Here is a 26,614-nt window from a genome sequence, read left to right on the forward strand (position 1 = left end):
GTGACTCGGACTCAGACAGCGACAGCGATTCAGATTCCGACAGTGACTCGGATTCGGACAGCGACAGCGACTCCGATAGTGACTCGGATTCGGATAGCGACAGCGATTCAGATTCCGATAGTGACTCGGACTCAGACAGCGACAGCGACTCAGATTCCGATAGTGACTCGGATTCAGACAGCGACAGCGACAGCGACTCAGATTCCGATAGTGACTCGGACTCGGATAGCGACAGCGACTCAGATTCCGATAGTGACTCGGATTCGGACAGCGACAGCGACTCCGACTCCGATAGTGACTCGGATTCGGATAGCGACAGCGACTCGGATTCCGATAGTGACTCGGACTCGGACAGCGACAGCGACTCCGACTCCGATAGTGACTCGGATTCGGATAGCGACAGCGACTCGGATTCCGATAGTGACTCGGACTCGGACAGCGACAGCGACTCGGACTCCGATAGTGACTCAGACTCCGACAGTGACTCGGACTCGGACAGCGATAGCGACTCAGATTCCGACAGCGACTCAGACTCCGATAGTGACTCGGACTCGGATAGCGACAGCGACTCGGATTCGGATAGTGACAGCGACTCAGACTCCGACAGTGACTCGGATTCGGACAGCGACTCGGATTCCGACAGTGACAGCGACTCAGACTCCGACAGTGACTCGGATTCGGACAGCGACTCGGATTCCGACAGTGACAGCGACTCAGACTCCGACGGTGGCGGGGACAACGGATCCGGTAACGGTGGCAATAACGGCGGAGGAACCGGTAACAACGGCGGCGAAACAGGCAATAACGGCGGAGGAACCGGTAACAACGGCGGTGAAACAGGCAACAACAGCGGAGGAACCGGTAGCAACGGCGGTGGATCAGGAACTAGTCAGGATGGAGGTAGCCTCGACGGCAATGGAGATGGCAACGCAGCCGGATCGGGACTAACCGGCAATGATGATGCTAATGATCCTGCTGGCGACGGGATTGACTACAACAACGGTAATGTAGATTACAACAATAACCGTAATGATGAATGGGAAGCGGTAGAAGCAGTTTATGATGGCGCCGGTGTGCTCGTAGGAGGAGACGGTTCTTATAACAACAACAACCGTTTGCCAAATACAGCCTCAACATTGTGGAATCAAGCAGCTGCCGGCGCTGCACTCTTGTTCGCCGGTTTGGCAGCCAGATTTGCAGGCAAACGAAGAAAAGAGAGCCAAAAGTAAGCGAAACGGATGGCTGGAACGTGGAAGAAGCAAATTTTATATTTGCTTCTTCTGCAAGGTGGTTAAAGGATTTATTTTTATCGCTTTAGCCCACTTGCTGAGGAAGCAACATCGCGCCAATCTCTATACAGCCCCGTTATTTGGAGGAGGACTGCCTTTTACCGAGAGAGACGGCAATAGTCGTATCATCTCATTTTTTCACAAAAGCATAATGGAATCTTTTTACTAACGAAAGGTGGAGTGCTGAAATGAGAACGATTCAGGTCACAAAGGTGCAAGACCGTTTGAATGCACTGAAAATGAAGCTGGAGCAGCATTTAAGCGAGACTGAAACCAATTTGAGGGCGGATTTGGATGGAGATATGCAATATGTCGTATTTCTATCAGTAGGCAATCCAGATATTCGGGCAAGAGTAGTAAAGGCTAGTGCCGATAATTTTATGACGGCCTGGAATCGTGTACAACGCTCTTTTTTAACATTAGTTACAAAGAAATATATAGATCCGCAGTGGATTAAGGTTGATCTTGTGTCTCATATGACCAAATGGGAATATGGGTCCTTTCAGGAGTATCTCGCCACTGTCAAAAAGAACTATTTTCGCAAAGGGATAGCGTTTGACCGCGATTTTCGGATCGCTTTTTTGGAGCAGGAGCTAAACGGGTATGCGATGATTCGGGCTAACGAGGACGACCGGCAGGAGCTGGATGAAAAAAATATCAATAACTACTTAAATTATAATTACAGCGATGCCCCTATTTTTGTGGAGCGCTTCTATCATAACAGAAGCATCTATACTTTTGAGACGATTGGATATATCGATGATGCCGGAGAAGTGTTTGAGCTGTACCGTGGTGAATTGACGAACGGCATCCGCAAGGTAGAGCGGCTTGATCTGGAGCTGCAGCAATTAATTCATAAATCAACAAATTATTTGGTAAGTCAGATTCATGCCGACGGCAAGTTCAATTATGGCTATTTCCCTTGCTTTGCCAAAGATATTGGAACCTACAATATATTGCGTCATGCAAGCACGCTGTACGCGATGGCCGAAGGATATGAAGTATTGCGGGACGAGGCGATTTTGCAAGCTATCAACAGAGGAATCGGCTTTTTGATCGACAATGCGATCGTCTATCGAGATAATCAGGCGTATGTCGTAGATCATGCCAACCATCGCGAAATAAAAGCAGGCTCCAACGCGCATGCGATTTTGGCTTTGACGAAGCTGATGCAGGTGACCGGCGACCACAGATATATTGATCTTGCCCGGGCGCTTGGACGAGGATTGCTGAGCATGCAGCAAGCGGATGGCAGCTTCCAGCATGTGTGGGAATATCCGTCCTTTGCATTGAAGGATGCCTTCCGTACGATTTATTACGAGGGAGAAGCAGTGTTCTCCCTGCTGCGCCTGTATGATTTGGATCGTCAAACCTGCTGGATGGACGCAGTCAAGCTGTCGTTCCAACATTTGATTAGAAACGACTATTGGCAGTACCACGACCATTGGCTGAGCTATGCGGCGAATGAAATAACAAATTATGCACCGGAAGATGAATATTTTATTTTTGGCTTAAAAAACTGTCAAAATAAACTGAGCTTTATTTATGACCGGAATACGACCTATCCGACATTTTTGGAATTGACAATGGCCGCTTACAAGATGGTCGGCAAAATTGAGCAGCTTGGCAAAAACCATTTGTTAACTCACATCGATAAAGATTTCTTGTTCCGTACCATCGATAAGCGGTCCGAGTATCAGCGGGTAGGGTTTTGTTATCCGGAAATCGCCATGTATTTTAAAGAGCCTAAACAGGTGCTGGGCGGCTTCTTCATTCGGCATCATGCGTTCAGAGTGCGAATTGATGACATCGAGCACAATTTATCGGGCTACTGCAACTATTTAACCTATCGCGTTCCTGTTTTGGAAAACTATGAAAGTTTAACCTTAACTAATGTGTAGGGACAAGCAAGGAAGCATATATACTGAATGAAGGGGTGGATGAATGATGGGAAAAAGGCTGGGTACGCTGCTCATAGCAGTCGGACTCATTTTCATCTCCGTTGCGATCTATCAGTATGTAGATTATCAAGTGAGTACCCGCAAGGCATTAGAGGAGGCTGAAAATATGCTGCGCCGCAAACTGCCGCAGGCGCAGCAGCCGGCTGATACGATGACATCAACCGGGCATGAACCGGATTTGCCGGTTTACACGGAACGTGAAGATTTTGAACCAAAGGACGACGATGTCGTTGGAATTCTTAATATTCCGAAGCTGGATGCCGAATTGCCGATTATCGAAGGCACTGAGGAAGAAATGCTCGCCAAAGGAGTGGGGCATTATACGAAAAGTGTGTTTCCATCAGACGGAGAGCAAATTTTACTATCCGGTCACCGAGACACCGTGTTTCGAAATTTTGGTTTATTAGAGATTGGCGATCGTTTTATTGTCGAGCTTCCATACGGTAAATTTGAGTATGAAATTAAAGAAACAAAAATTGTCGACGAGGATGACCGGACCGTTATCCGGCCGATGGGAGAAGAGGTGCTGACGGTTTCAACCTGCTATCCATTCCGTTTTATCGGCAATGCGCCGCAAAGATATATAGTATACGCCTATCCGGTTACTTTGAATAATTCGCTAAATTTATAGGGCGACGCTCCTTATTGGAGTTGTCGTCCTTCTTTTTCATATTGCTAGAGTCTCATTTTTTTCTTGTATAGCCCTACTAGTATACTACTTAAATCGTTGTTTAATTACACTACTTAGGACCCCCTATGAAACTTTTGGCGAATAGAGTAAAATTTAAAAACAGTAAGATTTGGAAGTAAAGGAGCATGGTAGGGGGGTGATCGTCATGCATCATTTTCATCTCGATAGGTCTTATGATATGTCGCTCGTCATACTTTCGATTGTGGTGGCGATGTTTGCTTCGTATGCCGCTTTAAACATCGTTCATCGCGTGCTGCATCAGCTGAAGCGGTTTACCCTGGTTTGGATTGTCGTCGGTTCGTTTGTTGAAGGACTGGGAATTTGGAGCATGCATTTTATCGGTATGATGGCGCACAAGTTGCCCTTTCCGGTCGCCTATGATATTACACTGCTTATTGTCTCGATGCTGCTTCCCATCTGTTCCTCGTTCATTGCATTGCGAATTGTTACCCTTGGATCCAACTCGATGAGGAGATGGATTTTTGGCGGACTGTTTATGAGCAGCGCAATTGCCGGTATGCACTACACAGGCATGGCTGCGATGATTATTCCTGCCAATATTTCATATGATCCCTATCTTGTACTTCTGTCAATCCTAATTGCTCTGGTAATTTCCTACACAGCATTATGGTTATATTTTAAAAGCAGCTCCCGCAGGCTTAAAAATAAAGAAAAACTGCTTGGAGGCTGTTTGCTGGGTGCCGCGATTGCGAGCATGCACTATACGGGGATGGCCGCAGCAAAATACGAGCTTGGCGACCCGGTGTCGTCCGTTGGCAAAAGGGTGCTAGCAACCGCAGATCACTTTACTTTAGTGATTTGGGTAAGTGCCGCCGCCTTGCTAATGCTGCTGCTCATTTTTCTTAGCCGGACAATTGAAAGCAGAGTGGTCATACGCATGGCAAAATGGGGGGAGAGACGTTATTACTTTATGTTCGAGCGCAGTCCCGATCTTGTCAGTCTGTTCGATGTTCAAGGCAATCTTCTGCAAGCGAACCCCAGCGTGCACAGAATTAGCGGCTACTCGGCAAGAGAATTGGCAGCCATTCAACCGCTCCAGCTTGTCGAGCAGACAGAGCGGGATAAGGTGAAGTCGATGTTTAATCGATCAGCGACCGGAGTCTCCCAAACAGGTGAGATCGCGATTCGCCATAAAAAGGGGGATCGAATTTATCTGAATCTTACAATGATTCCGTTAATTGTTAGCGGGAGGATCGAAGATATTTATATGCTCGCGCAGGATATTACCGAGCGCAAGCAATTGGAATTGCAGCTATGGGAAGCAAATCAGGCCAAAAGCCGATTTTTGGCGAGTGTCATTCACGAAATACGTACGCAATTAAATGCCATTGCCGGGCTGAGCCATCTGTTGCAGCGAACCGAGCTATCGGAAAAGCAACAGGACTATTTGGGGATTATTCAATCGGCATCGAGGTCGATCCGCAGTATAATTAATAACAATCTTGATTACTCCAAAATTGAATCAAATATGCTTGAGCTGGAGGTATGCCCCTTTTCGCTGGAAATGGTGCTAAAGGATGTTGCCGATGTCGTGGCATTGCGAGCGGCAGAGAAAGGGCTGGAGCTCTTTATTTTACATGACAGCAAGGCGCCTAAGCAGCTAATAGGCGATCCAATGCGGCTCGGTCAAGTTTTGACGAATCTGGTTGATAACGCAGTCAAATTTACGGAGAACGGCAAAATTATCGTCCGGACAACTTTAGTGGCGCAATCAGCTGAGAAGACAACGATTCATTTTTCAGTTAAGGATGACGGCATCGGTATTTCCAAGGAGCATCAGACGCTGCTTTTTGAGCCGTTCGTTCAGGCGGAATCATCGACAACGAGGAAATATGGCGGCACAGGACTAGGCTTGCCTATAAGTAAGCGGCTAGTAGAGCGAATGAATGGTCAAATTGCAGTAGAAAGCGAGCTTGGGGGTGGAAGTGAATTTTCATTTACAGCAGATTTCGGTATAGAAATTGAACAGCCGGCGGCAAAGGAGACGGTCGAGAAGAAGCTGCATATTGCTATCGTAACCGACAATAATGCAATGTGCCAATTTATTGTCGAGACCTTGCAGGCCGAAGGACACTTGATTGCTCTCGACAAGGACGGCAAAAGGACCAGGAAAGCTTTGTCGCAAATGCAGTCAACAAGTATGCCATACGCTGATCTTATTATTCTGGACTGGGAGATGGAGGGAAATGCTGAACAGGACGAACGAGCAATAATAGTAGAGCAGGCAAGAGTTCATAGTATTCCAATATTCACATTGGTAAATTGCTTGCATCGCGAGCAGCTCAATGGGGATATGGAGCAATGGACGGAAAACTATTGGATATTGCAAAAGCCGTTATTAAATTTTGAGCTGTTATCTGCCGTAGAACATTTGATGCATGCGAACTTTGCAAGAAAGCAGCACCGGCAGCCGGAACAAGAAATTGTCGAAAATGAGGTTGCTGCAACGGCAACCGATGAAGCGCGTATTCTTATAGTGGAGGATTTGGAGCTCAATCGGGTTATTTTGCAGGAACTGCTAAAGCCTTATATCCGCAATATTGAAGCGGTAGCTGATGGAGTTCAGGCAATTAAACGGCTTGCGAATACAAGTTTGCCGCCGTTTGACCTCATCCTGATTGATCTGCATATGCCTGAAATGGACGGTTACGACACTACCAAAAGGATTCGCCAGTTAGACCAGGCAATTCCGATTATCGCCGTTTCGGCCAATGCGTTTATTTGGGAGAAGCAAAAATGTGTGGAGGCCGGCATCGACGACTACATTGGCAAGCCGATTGATCCACAGTTGCTGCATCAGACGGTGAGTATTTGGCTGCAGGCAGGCAGCCGAATAAAGGGAAGGCAGGAAGGGGAGAATTATGCTTTGCAGCAGGATGAAGGGATCGGATTGCTGAATTCCTATGACTTGCTTGACCGCCTTGGCGGAAGCCCTGAGCTGCTCAATCAGCTCTATATGATCTTCTATCGGGAACAGGCAGAGCTGGATTTGAAATTGCAGCAGTTAGTTGAACAACAGGATTGGGCAGGCTTGCAGCTTCAACTGCATAATTTGAAAGGAGCGGCAGGCAACATGTCGATGGATATGCTTGCGGAAACAACGAGGGAGCTTGAGTCGAAAGTAAAGCAGGGGAAAGTAGCGGAAATAGCCGGCGATATAGAACAATTGATTTCATTACTCCATAAGGTACTTGCCGCCGTTTCCGCGCGATTGGCCCGCGAAGGCTTAGTATAGCGAAATCTACGAAATGGAAGTGAGATCAAGCTTGAAAGACAAACATACCTTATTAATCATTGATGATACATTGACGAACATTGAGCTGATAAAAGCGATTATTGACGATGAATATAATACTTTATCTGCTGTCAATGGAATGGACGGACTTGAGCTTGCCGAGCGAATGCAGCCGGATCTCATTATTTTGGATGTGATGATGCCGGAAATGGATGGCTACGAAGTGTGTCAGCGTTTAAAAAGAAATCCAAAAACAGAAGCGATTCCGGTAATATTTGTAACCGTATTGGATCATGACGAGGATGCCGAAATCGGATTAGTTGCCGGCGCGATTGATTATATTGCCAAGCCGTACCATCCCGCATCGGTAAAAGCAAAAATTCGCAATCATTTGGCCTATCGGGCGTTAATTGAAAAAAATCGGATTGGCTAAAAGTAAGGGGGCATCCAGAAAGCGGTTGAAAAAATTAAACCCTTGTTTTACACTGGTGTTTAACAGAGAGAGTATAAACTGGGGTGAGCGATGTTGGAAATCGTGACAAGACGAAAGACAAATAAATTATTCGGCAGGATTCCGGCATTATCGCAGGATGATGTGACGTATTTGACCGCAGAGCTGAACAAGCGGAAACGTAATTTGTTCGATATATTACAAAGAAAAGCAACATACCGGAATCCTGAAACGACCAATCGCATTGCACTTAAGCTAGCTTTAATCAATGAAGGATTAACCTGCCTGTCGTTGCGAGACTTTTCCAATCCGCAAAAAATAGAGGCATTAAAGCAGCTTTTCGATGATCAGATGTAAGCTTATCGCTGCGACAGGCCTGACAAAACAAAGTGGGTCGTCTGCTTTATTTCGTAATCTGGCCCGGCATCGGCATCTCGGCCGACAGCCCATGCTTCAGTAAGCAAGGAATCATAAGCGGGATAGACAAGAATAGAAATGATGTACATTTCAATTTGGGGCAGCGATTCGAAATGAAAGACGTCTTGTTCTTTGCCGGAGGTTAAAATAGTGCGCAGGTAATCGAAACAAGGGGTCAAGATATTACGAATCGCTTGTTTGAGCGGCCCGCTGGATGAGAGTTCGTGTTTGAGAATCATATGAAATAGCTTGTTTTCATAACGCGCTCTAAGGAAAAGCTGGATAAAATGGCACAGTTCCTCAGCCGGCTCTTCAATTTGCTTTTGCCCCTGGTTGAATAAAGAGCTGACATCCTGTGTCAGCCGCTCGATGACGGCATAATATAAATTTTCCTTGGAGCCAAAGTAATAAGACACTAGAGCCAGATTTGCATCTGCCGCATCGCAAATTTGGCGTACAGAAGTGTTGTTGTAGCCGCTCTCAGCAAAGCATTGCTTCGCGGCATCCAAAATTCTCTTCTTTGATTCTTCCTTTTTGTTACTCATTATTCCTCCATTGGCCTTTTAGACGATTATAATTTTTGTACAGCATACATACAAGTTCATAGCCGGAAGATTCCAAGCGCAGGCATTACTGCCTGGAATCTTCCCGCGGGCTGCGCAGTAGAAGCGATTTTCGGGATGTTGAAGGAAATATACGTGCCTTGATTTGAGTGACGGCACTATGTCCCGCTCATGCCAGATCCTATCGTCAATGACGGCGAATGCTTCATGCGAAGGACGATCTATGATTTCTATCTTTATTATACTTCCATTTGCGCGAGTTAAAAGACCGTAACGCAAGGCATTTTCTACCAGAGGTTGCAGGGTAAGCGGCGTCAGCCTTTTCTTCTTGATTTTATAGAATTTATAAAATTCGGCTGGTTTGGCCTTAGAGTTGGAGAATGTCAAGTGTTTTTTAAGCCAAGTGGACACACGATCCGCTATTTTGTCGAATACCGACCAATTCAGAGGTGTCCCGGACACAGGATGCGTTATTTGCGGTTTAGTCGGGTTTTCGCGGTGTCATGTCTTATTCAGTTCGACGAAATGAAGGGCTTTTCCTTCGTCTGAAAATAAACATAGGGAAGAAATTAAAAAAATATTGAGGAATCTTAGAGCCTGATGTTTGGTTGCAGCTGCTTGGGGGAAAAGCATCCTAAAAGCTTCATTTACAATCGTTCAAAATATCGACAAACGACATAGGAAATATGTACTTAATTCTGGAAGTCGGGCTAGGAAAAATCGACATAAGGTGATATACTAGAGTCATAGAAATACAATATCTACCATGCTTAAGTCTATGGGAAAAGGACCCTTGATATGAAAGCTTTCATAGTTGATGACGAACGACTAGCTGCTGCAAGGCTGAAGAAGCTGCTTGAGAAGGACATTGGCGGGGTTGAGGTTTTAAGTGTTTATACCATCCCAAGCGTTGTTATTGAGCAAGCAAGTGTTCTGAAGCCGGATGTTGTTTTCTTGGACATTCATATGCCCGGTATTAACGGGCTTGAGCTGGGAGAGCTGCTTCAGGAAGTGCTGCCGGATGTCGAGCTTGTATTTGTAACCGGCTACGATCATTACGCTGTTCGCGCTTTTGAGCTTTACGCGCTGGATTATATTGTGAAGCCGGTGCGCGTGGACCGTCTAAGGCTGACGGTACAGCGGCTGCGCGTTAAGCGGCAAGAAGCGAAGACTCCTGAAGCAAAGTTGCCGAGCATATGTTGCTTTAAGGCGCTGCGCTTTCAATTTCCAGGCCAGGAGCCACGGGCAGTTAAGTGGCGGACAAGCAAGGCGCAAGAGCTATTTGCTTATTTATTGCATCATCGCAATGTTGTAGTCGATCACGGAACAATCATGGAGCTATTTTGGCCGGAGATGGATGTACCGAAGGCCATGCAGCAGATGTATACAACAATCTATCATATTCGCAAGGTGTTGAAGAGTGAAGGATTGACATCGGTGACGATTACGAGATGCAATCATGAAGCCGGTTATCTTCTTACGATTGGACAACCAGTTGAATTAGATGTTGAAATATGGGAGCAAAGCATCAGGCAGCTGGATTCCAGCAGTTCGCAGGATGTAATTGAGCTTGAGGAAATTTTGCAGCAGTACACTGGCGATTACTTGGCCGACTACGACTATTTGTGGGCTGAGCATGAGCGCGAGAGACTGCGGCAGCAATGCATAACGCTGATGAGCGCCTTGGTTAAGCTGTATCTTGATCAGGGTCAGAAGATGAAGGCGAGCAGAGTATACGGGCGAATGCAGCAGTTGTTTCCGTATGAAGAAGAGGGCTACTTTGGCTTGATGAAGCTTTATGATTTATTGGGCGAAAGTGCCAAGGTGGACGAGCAGTACCGTTTGTTAAAGTCGCGGTTAGCTGACGAGTTGGAGGTTGACGTGCATCATACCATCAATGAATGGTACAAGCGGTGGAAGCAATATCGGAGCGAGGCTGATCCTCGCCAAGTGAGCTATTCTCGATAATGGCAAACCTGTCGAAAGACAGGGACGCAAAGCTACAGGGCCTTCCCTCAAGGATGGCAGCCAGCTACCGAAATGAACAAGCTTTTTTTATTTCATAGCATGGCAAAAAAACTTTACACGATAACGGCAAACCTGTCGAAAGGCAGGGACGCAAAGCTACAGGGCCTTCCCTCAAGGATGGCAGCCAGCTACCGAAGGGAGTTTTTTTATATGCGTAAATTTATGCTGACGTTGATGGCGTTTGTTGTTTTATTGGCTGCGGTTGCTGGTGCTGCCGGCAATGTACAAGCGGCGGCAAACGCTGGACAAGCTGCATGGTTGGACAAGGGTGAACTGAATAAAGGACTTATAGCGGTTCATTACAATGCCGAACCTAAAGTCAAGATCAAGCTGATGATTGCAAAAGGCGCTGGAACCTACACCTACACGGTGCGTAACGGAGTGAAGGAAGAGCGGTTCCCGCTGCAAATGGGCAACGGAGACTATACGGTTACACTGCTGGAGCAGGTAAACGGAAATCAGTATAAAGTTATTGGCAAAGATACAGTGAAGCTGAACCTGGCTGATCAGAATGTCGTATACTTGAATACGGTACAAAATATTGAATGGGACGCTCAGAACCAGGCGATTGTCAAAGCAAACGAACTGATTAAAGGGAAAAAGACAGACGCGGAGAAAGTGAAAGCGATCCATGATTTTATTATTAACAACATCGCTTACGATAATACACTGGCCAAGACAGTGACAACCGATTATTTGCCGCAAATTGACCGGACACTCAAGGATGGCAAAGACATCTGCTATGGTTATGCGGCGTTATTTGCAGCCATGCTGCGCGCGGTAGATATTCCCGCCAAAATGACAATGGGAAAAACAACATATGTAGATGTGTACCATGCCTGGAACGAAGTGTTAATGGACGGAAAATGGGTTACAATTGATACAACGATCGATGCCGGTTTGAAAAATACAAAAAAAGCATTGCCAATGATCAAGGATGACAAGAATTACAAAGTGGAAAAGCAATATTAATGAATACAAGTGGGAGTCCTGTAGCTTGCAAGTTGCTGACAGGACTCCCTTTTTGTCATTGTTTTTTTTGGATAACCCCGCAAGCGATTCGATTGCCGGAATTGCCTGACGGATCGGTTACGTAATCATCCTGCTTCTCGTGAATAACTAAGGCGGTGCCGCCTGGTTTTTGCAAATCGTTCAAAGTAAACACCTTGCTTTCGATGGTGGCTTCTACTGTCCCGTCCTTTTGAACGAGAAGATTGGGTAGATCGCCGGTATGAAAGCCTTTCGGATTATTAAATCCATGATGCTTGTGGGTCAGATTCAGATGCTCGCCAGCTGACTTGAAATCTGGCTTTTCACACAGACCGGTTTCATGAATATGAAAACCATGCAAACCAGGCGGCAGTTTTTCCGCTTTTATGTTGATTTGGACCGCATTTTTCTGCTGCACAATTGTCGCCGTTCCAATCTCCTTGCCTTCGCTATTAATGATGGTCACAGCGATCGGTTTGTGAGCTGTGGAGCTGGCAAATGCAGCAGGTGAGATGGAACTGATGACACCCAGCATTAACAAGCTGCCGCAGCTGAATAGGCGCACCGTTTTACTTAATGACTTCCTCATTATTGGATTCCTCCTGGTAATGTTTGTGATTCTTCTTCATAGCATGTCCTCCCGGCCGGAAAAATATTAGTGCGAAGTGACCAACATTGCGTAATATTACCTAGCATGAGAGGGCGGTCAGATGCTCATTCTAAGCTGCAGGAGGTGAATCATCATAATGATGAACAAAAAAACTTATGGTGTACTGCTGCTGTCGGTTGCTTTGGCGACAACAGTAACGGCAACAGGATGCGGTAAAAGAACAACTGACGGCGTTAGAACAAATCAATACCGTACGACGACAGATAACCGCATTTATAAAGATGGTGTCCGAACAAATATGTATGGCGTTACTCCGCGGGCTCATACCTATGACCGCATGACAACTCCAACTCCAACAACTCCAGGTCCGCGGACTTATAATTATGACCACGTGACGACTCCATCTCCACGGGCTTATAATTATGACGGTATGACGTCTCCGGCCCCAGGAAGAGGAGTTACCGGTCATCAGAATAATTCCGCCGTTGCCGACAGAATGGCAACCCAAGCCAAGGCTGTAAAAGGTGTAAGCAAAGCCACTGTTATCGTTCACGGACGTGATGCAGTAGTAGGTCTTGAGGTCAAACCCGGTCAAAACGGCGCTGCTGTAGCGCGACAAGTCAAGCGTACACTGGAAAAGCGTGATGCCGGCTACAAGGTGCACATTACAACCGACAAAAAGCTTCACACACGCATCACGAACATGAAACATCAAATGAGTTCAACGGATGGAACGACTGGAACAACTGGAACAACTGGAACAACTGGAACGACTGGCACGACTGGAAGGTCGCTGGATGGCATGACTGGAAGGTCGTTTGGCGGCAGTAATATAAGGCCGCTGGATGGACACCCTGTTCGCAATTTTGCCAATGATATCGGCGTACTGATTCAAGATATCGGTCGTACAGTTACAGCGCCATTCCGTTAAGCCGACAAGATTTGTCAGCCATAATGTTCTTGTATTCGTACAAGAGCATTATGGCTTTTTAATTTTGATGGCGCAAATGGCATGATCTTACTAGGATTATGGGCGCCTGGAGTTTTTAATTGCGCGTATTTTATGTTATATTTAAATCAAACCCGAAAGCGGCGCAACATAATCCATGTCCACTGGTTTGGTTTATAAGAGGGAGCAGATGTTCAGACGGATTTGTAAGGTTTAGCCGCTCCCGGAAACAGTGTATTTGCTGTGGATAGGAGTAACTATATGATTCAGAAGATAACGGACTTTCTGATGGATTTTGGCGCATGGGGGCTGTTTATTCACTCTTTCGCTGATGCCATTATCGTGCCGATTCCGGCATTTTTTCTTCAAGTTTCTTTAAGTCTTGCCAACCCGTCCACTGCACTTTGGCTTGCTACGGTCGGTTATATTGCGTGCCTTTTAGGCACCCCTTTTGGCTATTTGATCGGTAAAAAAGTCGGCAATACGGTGCTGTACAAAATCCTTAAGCGCTCCTGGGTGGATTCCGCCACGGAGATGTTTAAAAAAAACGGGGAGACGGCAATTCTTATAGGCTCCTTTACTCCGATACCTTTTAAAGTGTTTACCATAATGTCGGGCTGTTTGAATTTCCCGCTATGGCGTTTGCTTGCTTATGCAGCTGTTGGCCGTGCTGTAAAATTTTATGTCATAGGTTTGCTGTTTTACTTTTACGGCCGCACAGCAGAACATATGGTGAAAGGTGTATCCATTTATATTTTTGTTATTGCTGTGCCTTTCCTCATTATTTATATTCTATTAAAAAAGAGAAGGCAAAAGAAAAAAGCGTCGCAGACTCCCGAAGACGCCCCGAAAGCGGAGGCTGATACCTTCTTAACAGAGGATTCAGCTGAGCCAGCGGCAAAACCTGACGCTTCACAGCCAAAAAACACGCGTCTAGGCGGAAGAGCTTCTAATGAAATAACGCAAACACCAGAGCACTAAAATATTTTTTATGTATAGAGCTGCCGATCGTTTAGGCTTTGAACGAGGCAGCTTTTGCGTGTTTTTTAAAATATAAGAAAGTAAAAGTTTTACCTTATACACAGCTTATATTTCTAAGGAAAGAAACTTGCTTCGCGCCAAGGACGGCGTCAGCCGTTTCTTTTTGTGGACTTTTATTGACCTGTATAGATTCTTTGGGCCATAATAAATTATGGCTATGATTAGTAAATGAGGTGTCTGTAGTGAGCGGTTTATTAATTCGTATGGAAGAGGCTTTTCCGTTATTAACGGCAATGGAAAAAAAGGCAGCGCGATATATTCTCGATCACCCGAAAAGCATCGTTAATTTATCTGTTCAAAGCTTGGCGAAGCTGGCGAATGTCAGCGAATCGACATTGGTGCGGTTGTCCCGTTCGATGCAGTGCAAAGGGTTTCAAGAGCTGAAGCTAAAAATTGCCGCTGATCTGGCGCTATCAGATGCGGCAGATTCGAATGCCGATGAATATCAGGATATCCAGTTTGATGATTCGATACCTAATTTGATCGCTTCGATCTCGCGCAATAACATCAAATCGATTCAGGATACGCAAATGATTTCTTCCATTAAAGAGATGGAGCAGGCGATTCAGGTTTTGCGTTCGGCACGCAAGATTGCGGTATTCGGCATTGGGGCTTCGGCGATCATTGCCGAAGATTTTAAGTTCAAGCTTACCCGGATTAACCGCTGGTGCGAATCGGCTTACAGCTTTGATATGCAGGCTGTCATTGCGGCAAATTTGAACAAGGAGGATGCTGTACTGGGGATTTCGTACTCCGGACAGACGGAGGAAACGATTCGCTCGCTCGAAATTGCCAAAGAAAATGGGGCGGCGATTATATCGCTAACGAAGTTCGGGAACAATCCGGTAGCAGAATTGGCCGATATTCGCTTGTTCGTCAGCTCGCTGGAAAAAAGCATTCGCAGCGGCGCGATGGCATCGCGAATTGCGCAAATGAACATTATTGATATTTTATTTGTCGGCATTGCGGCCGGACAAGCGCAGGAAGCCATTCAGTCGCTGGAGCGAACGCGCAAAGCTGTAAGCTGGTCGAAACGTACAAAAGGGTAGCAAAGCAGGCTGCTGTGGCTAAAAGTTAGTAATTGTATGCAATCAAATGAAATTTTGTACTAGTATAGCATTGGAAGCATGGTATTAAATTCACCCAAATCATAAACGATTTGGGTTTTTCTATTTTGAAAATAAATATCTTGATGTAAAACCATTCACTGTGATACGATGATTTCAATCGTACTTTACATATTGGGAGGCAGTTATGATGGAACGTAAGATGGCTAATAATAAAGTGCGGATTGCTGTCTGCGGCATTCTTCATGAGACGAATACATTTGCTCCTGGCAGGACGACACTTGCAGATTTTAAAGCGGATTGGCACGCTGGCGATGCTTTTTTAGAGCGTTATACCGGCACGAGAACGTCGATGGGCGGCGTGATCGATGCGACCCAAAAAGATGGGTTGGAGCTCGTCCCTGGTCTCTATACGTACACCACTCCGTCAGGGATGGTAACCTCCGAGACGCTTGATGCGCTGGAACGTGAGCTGGTTGATTCGATCGCGGCGGACGCGGACGGTATCGTCATGATTTTGCATGGCGCGATGGTTGCCGAGTCCTGCTTTGATGTAGAGGGCAGGCTGATTCGTACTGTGCGCAACAGATTTGGCAGTAATGTACCGATTGCTGTTACACTTGATTTGCATGCCAATATTACCCCAGAAATGGTGGAAGCCGCTGACATATACTCGTGCTACGATACGTATCCGCATATCGATGCCTATGAGCGTGCCATCGATGCAGTCAACATGCTGGCAGCCGCCATACGGGGTGAGGTTAAGCCTGTGCTGGCATGGAGCGCTCCTGGAATGGTTGTTGTACCCCAAGCGATGCTGACCAGCGAAGGGGCGATGAAGGAATTGATGGATGAAGCGGCAGCGATCGAGGCTGATCCGCAAGTATTGAAGGTTACTGTTGCAGGCGGCTTTCCGTACAGTGACGTTCCTTACGCAGGCATGTCGTTTATCGTAGTGGCAGACGGTTCTCAAGAGGTTGCCGATAAATATGCGCAGCAATTAAAAGCATGGGCATGGAATAACCGCCACCGGTTCATTACACCGATATATAGTGTGCAGGAAGCCTTGCAGGCGGCTTATGCAGAAGAGGAGGGGCCGGTTGTGCTGACGGAGGCCTCCGATAATGTCGGCGGAGGCGCGCCTGCCGATGGCACCTTCTTGTTAGCAGAGCTGGTGAATGCACCGCGCAAAAGCCTTATCGTCATCCGCGATGAGGAGGAAGCCCGCAAAGCTTATGCTTTAGGAGCTGGAGCGGCCTTTGCAGGCGAGATTGGCGGCAAGTCCGACAAGCTGCATGGCGATCCGGTGAAGGTATCGGCTGTTATTAGCCAGGTTAGCGATGGAAAATATCGTCATGTAGGTGCTTATATGACAGGCCAGCATGCAGATATGGGTCGGACAGCCGTTCTTGAAACGGGCAATTTAACTATTATTTTGACTGAAAATCGTGTGGCTCCATGGGACGTGGCGCATGTCACTTCAGTAGGGCTCGATCCCGGCCAGTTTCATATTATTGTAGCGAAGTCGGCAATTGCTTGGAAAACTGCATTCGGTGATCTCGCCAAAAAAGCGTTCGACGTAGACACACCGGGTTGCTGCAGCGCCTTGCTGTCGCATTTTGAATACAAGCATTTGAATAAGCCATTATATCCGTTCGATATCGCTTGAATGAATTGTGAGCAGCAACTATCGGGAATAGCTGATAGTTGCTGTTATTTTAAACGGGCATTTTGTTGCTGCCTGACAGTAAATTATCGTTGCAATTTATTGCCGGAGCGGCTACATTGGAAGATGGTTTAAATTTTCGCTCAGGGAGGTATTGTTATGGTAGAGCAAAACAAGCCGTCCGCTACGGTCAAATCGGCCGATCGTGTACTGGATATTTTTGAATTGTTCGCATCGGAGCAAGAGCCGATGAATTTGGTGGAAATTGCTCGCAAACTGGACATGCCTGTTAGCAGCACATACAAAATTTTGCAAAATCTTTTGATGCGCGGTTATTTGGAAACCGATAAAAATGAGAAAATGTTCAAGCTAGGCTACAAAATTCTGGAAATTGCTACCCGCTATGTGCAAAATACGGATCTCATTACCGAATTTCATTACATTAGCCAAAAAATTGTGGACGATATTAATGAAGCCGTCTTTCTATCGATTCGCAATGAGGATAAAATCTTGTATGTTGCCGAGAAGCAAAGCACACATCCGGTGCGTTTCGTCTCTCACAGAGGGATGAAGCTCCCGCTTCATTCTACCGCAATGGGAAAGGCGCTGCTTAGCAGTCTGGAGACAGAAGAAATTACGGCGCTCTATCCGAATGAAGAGATGGGCAAGCTGACCGACAGTACGGTGACTGACCGCAGCACTTTGTTGAAGCAGCTCGAGCTGATTCGCGCAGACGGGTTGGCATACAGTTATGGTGAGTCTGTGCAAGGCATACAATGTGTTGCCGCGCCAATTTTCAATTCGGAGGGAAAGGCCGTAGCATCCATGAGTATTTCGATTCCTTCTTCCCGATTGAATGATGAGCTGTGGCAGCGTGCGATTGATGCGGTGAAGCAGGGTGCGAAGGAATTAAGCCTTAACTTGTATCATCAAGGGGACGACAGGCTGTAGCCTGTCGTCCTTTTTGTCAAAATATAAGAAAGTATAAGTTTCACCTTATACATAGCTAATATTTCTAAGGGAAGAAACTTGTTTCGCGCCAGGATGGCGTCAGCCGTTTCTTCTTGGCGTTCCTCAATAGCCCACGAAAGGCTGTATGTTAGCGCCACAGGCCGGATTGCTTGATCTCGGCCAGAAAACGCTCGAATTCCGGAATATTCAATTGCTGGGCCGCATCCGACAATGCTGTAGCCGGATCGGGATGCACCTCCACCATAATGCCATCCGCGCCTGCTGCCAGCGCGGCCTTGGCGCAAGGGGCGAGAATGTCTTTGCGTCCAGTGGAATGCGTAACATCGACAAGGACTGGCAAATGGCTTTCCTGCTTAAGGATCGGCACGGCGGAAATATCAAGTGTGTTGCGCGTTGCTTTTTCATACGTTCGGATACCGCGCTCGATCAGCATAACTTGGGTGTTGCCGCGAGATACGATATATTCGGCAGCATGCAGAAATTCATCGATCGTAGCCGCCAGTCCGCGCTTCAGCAGAACAGGTTTCCGGACATCGCCGGCAGCTTTCAGCAGCTCGAAGTTTTGCATATTGCGCGCGCCGATTTGAATGACATCGATATAGTCGCAAGCGAGCTCGATATGGGAAGGGTCGACGATTTCACTAATCGTCTTCAGCCCGAATTCGCTGGCGGCTTCTTTTAATATTTTCAAGCCTTCCATACCAAGCCCCTGAAAGTCGTAAGGAGAAGTACGCGGTTTGAAGGCGCCGCCGCGCATAACAGTTACGCCTGCCTGCTGCAATGCTGCTGCTACTTCGCGTACCTGTTCGTAGCTTTCTACCGAGCATGGGCCAGCGATCATAACCGGTTTGCTGCCGCCGATCGCAGTATCGCCAAGTGCAATTACAGTATCCTCCTGTTTTTTCTTGCGGCTGACGAGCAGATGTTTTTTATGGTCCGTTTCTTGCAAATCGAGCGATGCTTTGAAAATTTGCTTGAACAGATGGCGGATTACTTCGTCATCGAAAGGGCCGTTATTGCGCGCGACTAATTGCTCGAGCATGGCTCGTTCGCGCACCGGATCGAATTTTGGCACCCCTTGTTTTTCTTTTTCTTGGCCAATTTGCTTGGCAATTGCCGCTCTTTCGGATAATAGCGCAAGCAATTCCAAATTGATCTCATCCAGTCTTCCGCGCAGCTGCTCTAGTGGGTTTGCCATTATGATTTCGCTCCTTAGTTTTGTATGCATTGTCCGGCCAGACAACAAAAAGACCCCCCGCCGCAAGGGACGAGGAGCCGTGGTACCACCCTTATTAGATTGGCGAGTCCCGGATGCTATGGGAACCAATAACCAATCTCACTTGAACCTTTAACGCAGGGCACGGGTATCCTTAAAGACTGCATGGCTTGCAGTCACTTCGGGAAACCAGCTCGGGAGTGAACTTCAGCAGCATGCTCGCCTCGGGTGCTCTCAGTCGGTGGCACGCCTTTCCTGTCAGGAAAACATAAGCTGCTTACTCTTTCCGTCATCGCTTTTGTGAAAGTGTGTTTGATTGAAAACCATCTTAAACCAGAATGAACCTGTCCGTCAAGCCCATGTTTTAAAGCGTATTTGCTTCAGCGCGACAGAGCAAAGAGAGAGTAAGCTGTTGCTATTGACCTTGCGAGCAAGTCAAAAAGGCTAGTCATCTGTCATAGGGCTGACCCCATATTCGGGCCATCCCGGCTCCGCTTCTTGCTTATCGGGAGCAGGGGGCGGCAGCTCGCGAAATTCCTTTGGCGTCATCCCGGTCTCCTGCTTGAAGAGGGCGCTGAACTGGGAGGCGGTCGAGAAGCCGCATTCCATCGCAATGGCTGCGATTTTCAGCTCGGGCTTAGCCAACAGTTTCTTGGCATGCTCAATGCGTTCGAGCATAAGGAAATTCATCGGGGACATGCCTGTACGCTCCTTGAACACATGGCGGAAACGATCGGTGCTATATCCGGATAATGAAGCCAGCGTTTTTAACTGTAGCGGTTGTGTATAGTTTTCTTTTATAAAATTTCGCGCAAAATGGATGCGATCCTCTGCTTCAACTTCTCCGGTAGCCAAATCCGGTGTACGACCGATTTCCAGCATCAGCTCATTGCCAAGCATATTAAGCATCAGCAGATGATAATTTTTTTTGCTTATTAATTCAGACTTCATTTTCTCGAAAATTTGCTGCACCGGATGGTGGGGTGAATCCCGAAAAACGCCGTTTGGCAGGGAAACCGGCACTTCATCGAAATGAAAACCGATAAACAGCAGCTCTGTTTCCTCGTCATGCCATTCGTTATGCAAGCTTTTCGGGCGGTTGACAGCAAAAGTATTCGGGCCATATTTGTAACGCTTGCCGTCAATCTGCGTCATGCCGGAACCGCTTTTGTAGTAGACGATTTCATAGCAAGAATGTCTGTGATATTCGACGCTCGTTGCCCCTTCCAGCAAATAAAATTGCATAAAACTTAAATTAAAATTCATTTTATATCAGCCTTTCTATGATAGTGAATAGCCGAATCGTTATATAGATTGATTGTAGTAAACATGTATACTGGTTGCAAGCAAGAGATTAGAAAGCTGCGTAATGAAGCGGTTACAGTGGAAAGGTGAGTGGGAAGAAAATGAGAAGGTTGGTTGTTGACACTGATATTGGGGGCGATATCGACGATGTGCTGGCATTGAGCATGGCGATTCATTCACCGGAACTTGTTATCGATGGGGTGACGACGGTAGGCAGAGGTTCGGAGCGCCGAGCGAAAATAGCTGCCCAGCTGCTGCGTTTGAACGGGATGGAGCATGTGCCGGTGGCTGCGGGAGCACAGCGGCCGATAGCCGGAGAATGGCCGGAGTGGGACGGCCCGAACCAGTATGGCAACGAACTCGCCGATGTGCCTGTCAACTCACAGGAGGATGCGGTTGATCTGCTTATTCGCTTGGCAGAGAAAGAGCCCGGAACGCTGACGATTGTGGCGATCGGGGCTCTCACGAATGTGGCACAGGCAATAGAGCGTTCCCCGTCGTTTCGGAACAATGTCAAAGAAATTGTACTTATGGGCGGAGCGTACACATTTCATTTTGTGGAATGCAATATTGTGAATGACCCGGAAGCGGCGCAGATTGTTTTTGAATCTGGCATTCCTATCGTAGCGGCCGGACTGGAGGTATGCCTTGATTTGCAGTTCGATACCGACGAAGCGATCCGCATTCTGCAAAACCATGGGACAGAGCAAGCTGCCTTCCTTGCGCAGCTTGTAACCCGGTGGAAGGCGGTAGGCGTTAATCGCCCGATTATTATGTTTGATGCGATTCCGTTCGTCTATTTGATGGAGAAAGGCCTTGTCCGGACAGAAGAACGGGCGGTTAAAGTGGAAACATCCGGTACTTATACTCGAGGAATGACTTATGTATTTGAATCGCCATTTAACGAAAGCTGGCCAGGGGTACCGCGCATTAATGTGTGTCAAGAGGTGCAGGCGGCCAAGCTTATGGAGCTGTTCGCAGAACGGGGGTTATTGAGTTGATCGCGGATCATATATAGCCGTTCGATGATAGTCTATTAGCCGAATAATTATATCTTTGAGCGATCACTAGCCTTTATACTTGAGAGGAACGGCTGACGCCTTCCTTGGCAAAGGAAAGCGGTTTCATATTAGGGTGAAAAAAAGGGGAGACGAAAAAATGCGAAAAAAAATGCTGATGGTCACGACTGCTTCAACGTTGCTTCTAGGTCTTCTTGCCGGCTGCGGCGGCAATAGCGGCACAAAATCCGAAGGAGATGGCGGCGGGGGCAATGGCGCTGGCGGCGAAGGCGGCAAGCCGGTGACCTTGAAGGTAGCCTTTTTCCAAGGAGGTTATGGTGATTCCTGGTTCAAATGGCTGAAGGAAGAATTCGAGAAGCAGCATAACAATGTCACCGTGGAATTGGAAGGCAGCCCGAAGATGAACGAGATTCTGGAGCCGAGAATCAAGAGTGGAAGCAATGTTCCGGATGTAGCGTTCATTGATGCCAGTTTCATGAAAAAGTGGGGCCCTTCAGGCAAGCTGGCCGACTTTACGGACACATATAATACAACACAGCTGCCTGACGGAAAGACGATCGAGCAATCAGCAGACGACCTGGTTAATCAATCGATGACGATATTGGGGAAAATATACGGGGTTCCTTGGGCGGCATCGCCACGCGGCATTGTATATAATGTCGGCATGTTTGAGGAGAATGGCTGGGAATATCCGCAAACCTGGGAAGAGATGGAGGCGCTGGTCGAGAAAATTAAAGCGAAAGGGATTGCGCCGTTCGTCTATCCGGGCAAATATCCTGGCTATGTGCAGCCTGTAGGAATTAGCGGCCTTTTACAGTATGGCGGTCCAGAATTTCTTGAGAAGCTGACCAATACTAAAGAAGAAGACATTCCCGGCCTATACGGCGATGAGGTGTTCCGCAAAGCCTATAGTCATGTGGGGCAAATGGTGAAGGACAAATGGTTTATGGACGGATCGCTTGCGCTTAACCACACCGAATCGCAAATGGAATTTCTGCGCGGCAATGCGGCAATGATTCCTAACGGCGGCTGGCTGGAAAATGAAATGAAGGACGCAATTCCTGAAGGCTTTAAAATGCGGATGGCTCCTATTCCTCCGGCACAGGACGCCGTCGTGAAGGAATCAATTATTCCAGTAGATCTGCTGGGCTTCGGCGGTATTCCGAGCGCCTCCAAAAATATTGAGACAGCCAAGCAATTTTTGCTCTTTGCCTCGACTGAGGAAGCGAACCGCAAATTTACAGAGCTAACCGGATCGGCCAAGGCGATGAAATATTCGGTTGAAGGGCTGGGGATTAGCGATTTTACAAAGAGTGCAATCGAAGTGACATCCACGTATAAAAATCTGACGTTAAACTATGAGCCGCAATCGCTTGGCGAAAGTCCGGGGATTGATGCTTATGCAGCTATTTTGTCCGGCCAAAAAACGACAGAGCAAGTGATGGAAGCGAATATTTCTGCTGCGCCGCAAAAATGGAAGGATCAGCAGGAGATATTGAACAGCAAGTAACAGGGTACAGATGTTGAATGGTGGAGCGTTCCGCAGTGCCCGGATAGCGAGCGGAGCGTTCCATTGCTTTACGAGTAAGGGAAAGGGATGAATGATATGAAAGGGCTGTTAACGAAGAAAGGCTTATTTATTACCGTAATGCTGGCATGGCCGCTTATTCACTATGCCGTATTCGGTCTTTACTTGCAAGTGCAGACACTGCTTTATTCCTTTCAATCGTGGAATCCTCTCACTGGCAATCAAACATGGGCCGGCATCCGCAATTATGTGACTGCTTTCCGGGAAATGCGTACCGATGGCGTATGGTCCTCGGCGATATTGAACACGCTGCTGTTTATCCCGGTCAATATTTTGGCCGTCATTTTGGCGATGATCATTGCGATTTTACTTTATCACAAAGTGCCGTTTGCCCGCTTTTTTCGGGTCGTCTATTTTTTCCCTTCGCTGATCTCCATCGTAGTCATTACAATGGTTTTTTCGTTTGCGCTTAATCCGACGCAAGGGATCGTGAACGGTTTGCTGGAAGCGGTGGGATTGGAGCAGTTCAAAAGGGCATGGCTTGGCGATCCGCAGACGGCATTGCTTTCTGTGTTTGTCTTTTGCATCTGGGCCGGCATTGGGGGGAGCAATGTCATTTTGACAGGCGCGCTGCAGCGGATTCCGCATGACTACTTTGAGGTCGGCAAGCTGGAGGGAATCGGCTTTTGGAAAGAGCTGTATCATATTGTTTTGCCGCTGCTCTGGCCGACGCTATCGACGTTAATTATTGTATCGACAAGCGGAGCGTTTACAGTATTTTTGCAGGTGATGCTGCTGACGAACGGAGGACCGTTCACTTCTTCTACAACAGTCGGGCTGGAGATGTACCGTCTAGTCATTGAAAAAAGTGATTACGGCATGGCCTCGGCCTACGGCATCATTTTTACAGTGATCGGATTCGTTGTCGTCTGGTGCATAAAATGGTTGACGGAACGGGTTGAAACGGCTGAATTCTAGACTGGCGAAAGGGGAATGCGAGCGTGAACAAAAGTGGGCAACAGCGCAAATTTAACAAAGTCATCCTGCTTTTTTTAGAATTGCTTTTACTATTGTATGCGATTTCATTGATTTATCCATTCATCTGGATGCTGGTAAATTCGCTTAAAACAAACGAGAACTTTTTTCAAAATATTTGGTCGCTTCCTCGTAAGTGGGCCTGGGAAAATTATGTTGCTGCCTGGAATTCGGCACGGATCGGCACTTATTTTTTCAATAGTGTGTGGATGACGGCTGTAGGCACATTTACGACCGTCATGGCAGCGGCTATGCCTGCGTATGTACTGGCCAAATATAAGTTTAAAGGCTCGAATATCGTTTATGGCTTGGCTATCATAGGATTTCTTATTCCCGCTATCGGCACTTTCGGGCCGTGGTACATTTTAATGCAGCAGCTTGGCCTTTTCAATCCGGCAGGGGTGCTGATCGGTTATTCGGGCGGTATCGGCTTTTATATGTTAATTTTGTATTCATTTTTCAAAGGCATCAGCTGGGAATATGCGGAAGCGGCGTTTATGGACGGGGCCGGCCATTTCCGCGTGTTTTTCTCGATTATGCTGCCCTTGGTGCGGGGAGGAATTGTCGCAGTGGCTACTTTCGCGCTCATTGGCATCTGGAATGATTATTTCCAACCGCTGATCTTGCTGCAGAGCGAGCATCAGTACACCATTGCCGTCGGGCTATCTTATTTGGTTGAGGCCCAGAAATATAGCGCTGACTATACGGTTCTGTTTGCGGCGATGTGGATTGCGCTTATTCCGATTTTACTTGTTTATATGGTCATGCAGGAGAAGTTAATGACCGGCTTTACGATGGGCGGCATTAAAGGCTGATTGAAAAGGGGGAAGGGACGAAATGAAACAGATTAGCGTTGCTGTTGTTGGTGCCGGGGTGCGAGGGCAAGCCTATGCGGATTATGCGCTTGACCACCCGGAAGAGGTAAAGGTTGTAGCGGTTGCGGAATGCAATACGGAGAGAAGACGACAATTTCAGCAAAGTCACGGCATTGAGGATGCAAATGTTTACTCTGATGCAGACTCGCTGCTGGCACAGGAGCGTATGGCGGACGCCGTTCTTATTTGCACGCAGGATCGCGATCATTATGAGCATACGATGCAAGCGCTGGAGCGCCGGTACCATGTGCTGCTGGAGAAGCCGATGTCCCCATCGCCTGAGGAATGCGTAGCGATGGGGGAGCGGGCAAAGAGGGCAGGGGTCGTTTTCTCGATCTGCCACGTGCTTAGGTATACGCCTTTTTTCAGCAAGCTGAAAGAATTGCTCGCTGCCGGCAAAATCGGTAGGCTTATGACCGTTCAACATAATGAATACGTTGGGTATTTGCACCAAGCCCACAGCTTCGTGAGAGGAAACTGGCGCAGCACCGCGGAGTCTAGTCCGATGATCTTGGCCAAAGCCTGTCACGATATGGATATTCTACAGTGGTTGATAGAAGCGGAATGTCGATACGTTTCATCGTTCGGGTTTTTGAGCCATTTTCGAGCCGAGAATGCGCCGCCTGGGGCGCCGGACCGATGCCTGGACGGCTGTCCGGCCGCGGATTCATGCGAATATTATGCGCCCAATCAATATTTGACGGAGCATGTGGGCTGGCCGACTTCCGTTATCAGCACAGACTTGACCTACGAGGGAAGGTATAAGGCGTTGCAGGAAGGACCTTATGGCCGCTGCGTCTACCGCTGCGATAACGATGTCGTCGATCATCAAGTTGTCAGCTTCGAGTTTGCCAACGAAGTTACGGCCACGTTCACGATGACTGCCTTTTCCAGAGACGGGGGCCGATTTATGCACCTCACAGGTACTGAGGGGGAGATCAGGGCTGCGATGGATAAAAATGAGCTGCTCGTCAAGCGCTTCGACACGGGATTGGAAGAGTTGATTACACTTCGAAATCCAGGAGGGCATGTGGGGCATGGCGGTGGCGATATGAGGCTGATGCGCGATTTCATCCGCCTGGTGAAAAGCGGTGGCGGAGAGAAAGGGCTGACATCGGCAGAAGTTTCCGTTCAGAGCCATTTGCTTGCATTCGCGGCGGAAGCTTCTCGTAAGGAGAAAAAAATGATTGACATGAATTTGTTTACGGCGGACAAACAGAAATTTTCACGCTGAAACCTAAATATGCGGTATAAGGAGGAAGCGGGTTGCGCCGGCATGCATTCTGCGTACGGAACGGCCCCCATAACAACGGAGTGGGCGGAATTTCTATACAGCGACCGCAACAAAATTAAGCTGCAGGCGGGAGGAACCTACAAGGTCACTTTTAAAGCCAAGACACTTACGTCTCCGGGGCCTGGGGGCAACTTTTACTTCTTGGCCCGTTCCACGATCGCTGGCCACATGCAAGACGTAGGTATAAACAGCTGGACCGACGGGGGCGGGGCACCCTACACCAAGAGCTTCACGTTCTCCATTCCCAATTACGAGGACTATTATTTGGTTTGGGGCGTGCACTTTGGCGGTTCCATTGCAGTGGACGATATCACGATCGAGAAGCTTTAAACCTTTCATGGGGGGGGGGTGCAGGCGAAGTTCATTTGGGCGGGGTTTGCCAAGCGATAGA

General features: G+C 47.5%; 22 protein-coding genes, 1 pseudogene and 2 riboswitches. Of the genes and pseudogenes, 19 read left to right on the forward strand and 4 right to left on the reverse strand.

Annotation, left to right across the window (positions count from 1 at the left end):
- The 6 genes and pseudogenes from ACFQ0N_RS18210 to ACFQ0N_RS18235 form a co-directional block, all read left to right on the forward strand.
- A pseudogene (locus tag ACFQ0N_RS18210) lies at positions 1-1,229 on the forward strand (MSCRAMM family adhesin SdrF); the annotation flags it as partial.
- Positions 1,230-1,477: 248 nt separating this feature from the next.
- The gene (locus ACFQ0N_RS18215; RefSeq protein WP_379328701.1) at positions 1,478-3,190 is read left to right on the forward strand and encodes a hypothetical protein; all 1,713 of its coding nucleotides are present in this window, start codon (positions 1,478-1,480) and stop codon (positions 3,188-3,190) included.
- Positions 3,191-3,233: 43 nt separating this feature from the next.
- Positions 3,234-3,881: a class D sortase gene (locus ACFQ0N_RS18220; protein WP_379328703.1), complete on the forward strand. Its 648-nt coding sequence runs from the start codon at positions 3,234-3,236 to the stop codon at positions 3,879-3,881.
- Between the two features lie 205 nt (positions 3,882-4,086).
- Positions 4,087-7,197: an MHYT domain-containing protein gene (locus ACFQ0N_RS18225; RefSeq protein WP_379328705.1), complete on the forward strand. Its 3,111-nt coding sequence runs from the start codon at positions 4,087-4,089 to the stop codon at positions 7,195-7,197.
- 31 nt (positions 7,198-7,228) lie between these two features.
- Positions 7,229-7,630: a response regulator gene (locus ACFQ0N_RS18230; RefSeq protein WP_379328707.1), complete on the forward strand. Its 402-nt coding sequence runs from the start codon at positions 7,229-7,231 to the stop codon at positions 7,628-7,630.
- A gap of 90 nt (positions 7,631-7,720) precedes the next feature.
- Entirely contained in the window at positions 7,721-8,005 is a 285-nt protein-coding gene (locus tag ACFQ0N_RS18235; protein WP_379328709.1) for a hypothetical protein, read from the forward strand.
- Between the two features lie 2 nt (positions 8,006-8,007).
- On the opposite strand, the gene ACFQ0N_RS18240 is transcribed toward ACFQ0N_RS18235, so the two are convergent.
- A complete protein-coding gene (locus tag ACFQ0N_RS18240) occupies positions 8,008-8,610 on the reverse strand; it encodes a TetR/AcrR family transcriptional regulator (protein WP_379328711.1) in 603 nt (200 codons plus the stop codon).
- Positions 8,611-9,426: 816 nt separating this feature from the next.
- Between ACFQ0N_RS18240 and ACFQ0N_RS18245 the strand changes: the two genes are divergently transcribed.
- Together ACFQ0N_RS18245 and ACFQ0N_RS18250 are read left to right on the forward strand one after the other, a co-directional pair.
- A complete protein-coding gene (locus ACFQ0N_RS18245; protein WP_379328713.1) occupies positions 9,427-10,596 on the forward strand; it encodes a response regulator in 1,170 nt (389 codons plus the stop codon).
- A riboswitch (cyclic di-GMP riboswitch) is annotated at positions 10,588-10,668 on the forward strand. It overlaps the preceding gene by 9 nt.
- 43 nt (positions 10,669-10,711) lie before the next feature.
- A riboswitch (cyclic di-GMP riboswitch) is annotated at positions 10,712-10,792 on the forward strand.
- A gap of 14 nt (positions 10,793-10,806) precedes the next feature.
- Entirely contained in the window at positions 10,807-11,628 is an 822-nt protein-coding gene (locus ACFQ0N_RS18250) for a transglutaminase domain-containing protein (protein ID WP_379328715.1), read from the forward strand.
- 55 nt (positions 11,629-11,683) lie between these two features.
- Here the strand turns inward: ACFQ0N_RS18250 and ACFQ0N_RS18255 are convergent, their stop codons facing one another.
- Positions 11,684-12,235, reverse strand: a complete 552-nt coding sequence (locus ACFQ0N_RS18255; protein WP_379328717.1) for a superoxide dismutase family protein — start codon at positions 12,233-12,235, stop codon at positions 11,684-11,686.
- Positions 12,236-12,395: 160 nt separating this feature from the next.
- Here ACFQ0N_RS18255 and ACFQ0N_RS18260 point away from each other — a divergent pair, with 160 nt between their 5' ends.
- The 5 genes from ACFQ0N_RS18260 to ACFQ0N_RS18280 all read left to right on the forward strand — a co-directional run bounded on the left by ACFQ0N_RS18260 (position 12,396) and on the right by ACFQ0N_RS18280 (position 17,930).
- Positions 12,396-13,187: a YhcN/YlaJ family sporulation lipoprotein gene (locus ACFQ0N_RS18260; protein ID WP_379328719.1), complete on the forward strand. Its 792-nt coding sequence runs from the start codon at positions 12,396-12,398 to the stop codon at positions 13,185-13,187.
- Positions 13,188-13,466: 279 nt separating this feature from the next.
- Complete coding sequence (locus ACFQ0N_RS18265; protein WP_379328721.1) at positions 13,467-14,186, forward strand: YqaA family protein; 720 nt, start codon at positions 13,467-13,469, stop codon at positions 14,184-14,186.
- Between the two features lie 242 nt (positions 14,187-14,428).
- Complete coding sequence (locus ACFQ0N_RS18270) at positions 14,429-15,295, forward strand: MurR/RpiR family transcriptional regulator (protein ID WP_379328723.1); 867 nt, start codon at positions 14,429-14,431, stop codon at positions 15,293-15,295.
- Positions 15,296-15,500: 205 nt separating this feature from the next.
- Positions 15,501-16,982: a M81 family metallopeptidase gene (locus ACFQ0N_RS18275; protein WP_379328725.1), complete on the forward strand. Its 1,482-nt coding sequence runs from the start codon at positions 15,501-15,503 to the stop codon at positions 16,980-16,982.
- A 156-nt stretch (positions 16,983-17,138) separates the two neighbouring features.
- Positions 17,139-17,930 (forward strand): IclR family transcriptional regulator, encoded by a 792-nt coding sequence (locus ACFQ0N_RS18280; protein WP_379328727.1) that lies wholly within the window; start codon positions 17,139-17,141, stop codon positions 17,928-17,930.
- Positions 17,931-18,078: 148 nt separating this feature from the next.
- On the opposite strand, the gene ACFQ0N_RS18285 is transcribed toward ACFQ0N_RS18280, so the two are convergent.
- Together ACFQ0N_RS18285 and ACFQ0N_RS18290 are read right to left on the reverse strand one after the other, a co-directional pair.
- Positions 18,079-19,149, reverse strand: a complete 1,071-nt coding sequence (locus tag ACFQ0N_RS18285) for a bifunctional 3-deoxy-7-phosphoheptulonate synthase/chorismate mutase (RefSeq protein ID WP_379328730.1) — start codon at positions 19,147-19,149, stop codon at positions 18,079-18,081.
- A 462-nt stretch (positions 19,150-19,611) separates the two neighbouring features.
- Positions 19,612-20,433 carry an AraC family transcriptional regulator gene (locus ACFQ0N_RS18290; protein WP_379328732.1) on the reverse strand — a complete coding sequence of 274 codons (822 nt, stop codon included), beginning with the start codon at positions 20,431-20,433 and terminating at the stop codon, positions 19,612-19,614.
- Between the two features lie 140 nt (positions 20,434-20,573).
- Between ACFQ0N_RS18290 and ACFQ0N_RS18295 the strand changes: the two genes are divergently transcribed.
- From ACFQ0N_RS18295 to ACFQ0N_RS18320, 6 genes are all read left to right on the forward strand, one after another.
- Positions 20,574-21,473 carry a nucleoside hydrolase gene (locus ACFQ0N_RS18295; RefSeq protein WP_379328734.1) on the forward strand — a complete coding sequence of 300 codons (900 nt, stop codon included), beginning with the start codon at positions 20,574-20,576 and terminating at the stop codon, positions 21,471-21,473.
- Positions 21,474-21,630: 157 nt separating this feature from the next.
- The gene (locus ACFQ0N_RS18300) at positions 21,631-23,001 is read left to right on the forward strand and encodes an extracellular solute-binding protein (RefSeq protein WP_379328736.1); all 1,371 of its coding nucleotides are present in this window, start codon (positions 21,631-21,633) and stop codon (positions 22,999-23,001) included.
- Between the two features lie 96 nt (positions 23,002-23,097).
- Positions 23,098-23,997, forward strand: coding sequence for a carbohydrate ABC transporter permease (locus ACFQ0N_RS18305; protein WP_379328738.1), 900 nt, complete (start codon positions 23,098-23,100; stop codon positions 23,995-23,997).
- Between the two features lie 23 nt (positions 23,998-24,020).
- Positions 24,021-24,869, forward strand: coding sequence for a carbohydrate ABC transporter permease (locus ACFQ0N_RS18310; RefSeq protein ID WP_379328740.1), 849 nt, complete (start codon positions 24,021-24,023; stop codon positions 24,867-24,869).
- Between the two features lie 22 nt (positions 24,870-24,891).
- Positions 24,892-26,163 carry a Gfo/Idh/MocA family protein gene (locus tag ACFQ0N_RS18315; RefSeq protein ID WP_379328742.1) on the forward strand — a complete coding sequence of 424 codons (1,272 nt, stop codon included), beginning with the start codon at positions 24,892-24,894 and terminating at the stop codon, positions 26,161-26,163.
- Positions 26,164-26,205: 42 nt separating this feature from the next.
- Positions 26,206-26,553 carry a hypothetical protein gene (locus tag ACFQ0N_RS18320; RefSeq protein WP_379328744.1) on the forward strand — a complete coding sequence of 116 codons (348 nt, stop codon included), beginning with the start codon at positions 26,206-26,208 and terminating at the stop codon, positions 26,551-26,553.
- The last annotated feature ends 61 nt before the right edge of the window (positions 26,554-26,614 follow it).

Source organism: Paenibacillus sp. GCM10027626, from assembly GCF_042676285.1.
Taxonomy (GTDB): Bacteria; Bacillota; Bacilli; order Paenibacillales; family Paenibacillaceae; genus Paenibacillus_Z.

Coding starts and splice junctions, on each gene's coding strand:
- ACFQ0N_RS18220 (WP_379328703.1), top strand. CDS start 3,234: ATGATGGGAAAAAGGCTGGGTACGCTGCTCATAGCAGTCGGACTCATT.
- ACFQ0N_RS18255 (WP_379328717.1), bottom strand. CDS start 12,235: ATGAGGAAGTCATTAAGTAAAACGGTGCGCCTATTCAGCTGCGGCAGC.
- ACFQ0N_RS18250 (WP_379328715.1), top strand. CDS start 10,807: ATGCGTAAATTTATGCTGACGTTGATGGCGTTTGTTGTTTTATTGGCT.
- ACFQ0N_RS18300 (WP_379328736.1), top strand. CDS start 21,631: ATGCGAAAAAAAATGCTGATGGTCACGACTGCTTCAACGTTGCTTCTA.
- ACFQ0N_RS18285 (WP_379328730.1), bottom strand. CDS start 19,149: ATGGCAAACCCACTAGAGCAGCTGCGCGGAAGACTGGATGAGATCAAT.
- ACFQ0N_RS18235 (WP_379328709.1), top strand. CDS start 7,721: ATGTTGGAAATCGTGACAAGACGAAAGACAAATAAATTATTCGGCAGG.
- ACFQ0N_RS18315 (WP_379328742.1), top strand. CDS start 24,892: ATGAAACAGATTAGCGTTGCTGTTGTTGGTGCCGGGGTGCGAGGGCAA.
- ACFQ0N_RS18245 (WP_379328713.1), top strand. CDS start 9,427: ATGAAAGCTTTCATAGTTGATGACGAACGACTAGCTGCTGCAAGGCTG.
- ACFQ0N_RS18240 (WP_379328711.1), bottom strand. CDS start 8,610: ATGAGTAACAAAAAGGAAGAATCAAAGAAGAGAATTTTGGATGCCGCG.
- ACFQ0N_RS18260 (WP_379328719.1), top strand. CDS start 12,396: ATGAACAAAAAAACTTATGGTGTACTGCTGCTGTCGGTTGCTTTGGCG.
- ACFQ0N_RS18265 (WP_379328721.1), top strand. CDS start 13,467: ATGATTCAGAAGATAACGGACTTTCTGATGGATTTTGGCGCATGGGGG.
- ACFQ0N_RS18320 (WP_379328744.1), top strand. CDS start 26,206: ATGCATTCTGCGTACGGAACGGCCCCCATAACAACGGAGTGGGCGGAA.
- ACFQ0N_RS18225 (WP_379328705.1), top strand. CDS start 4,087: ATGCATCATTTTCATCTCGATAGGTCTTATGATATGTCGCTCGTCATA.
- ACFQ0N_RS18215 (WP_379328701.1), top strand. CDS start 1,478: ATGAGAACGATTCAGGTCACAAAGGTGCAAGACCGTTTGAATGCACTG.
- ACFQ0N_RS18305 (WP_379328738.1), top strand. CDS start 23,098: ATGAAAGGGCTGTTAACGAAGAAAGGCTTATTTATTACCGTAATGCTG.
- ACFQ0N_RS18295 (WP_379328734.1), top strand. CDS start 20,574: ATGAGAAGGTTGGTTGTTGACACTGATATTGGGGGCGATATCGACGAT.
- ACFQ0N_RS18280 (WP_379328727.1), top strand. CDS start 17,139: ATGGTAGAGCAAAACAAGCCGTCCGCTACGGTCAAATCGGCCGATCGT.
- ACFQ0N_RS18290 (WP_379328732.1), bottom strand. CDS start 20,433: ATGAATTTTAATTTAAGTTTTATGCAATTTTATTTGCTGGAAGGGGCA.
- ACFQ0N_RS18275 (WP_379328725.1), top strand. CDS start 15,501: ATGATGGAACGTAAGATGGCTAATAATAAAGTGCGGATTGCTGTCTGC.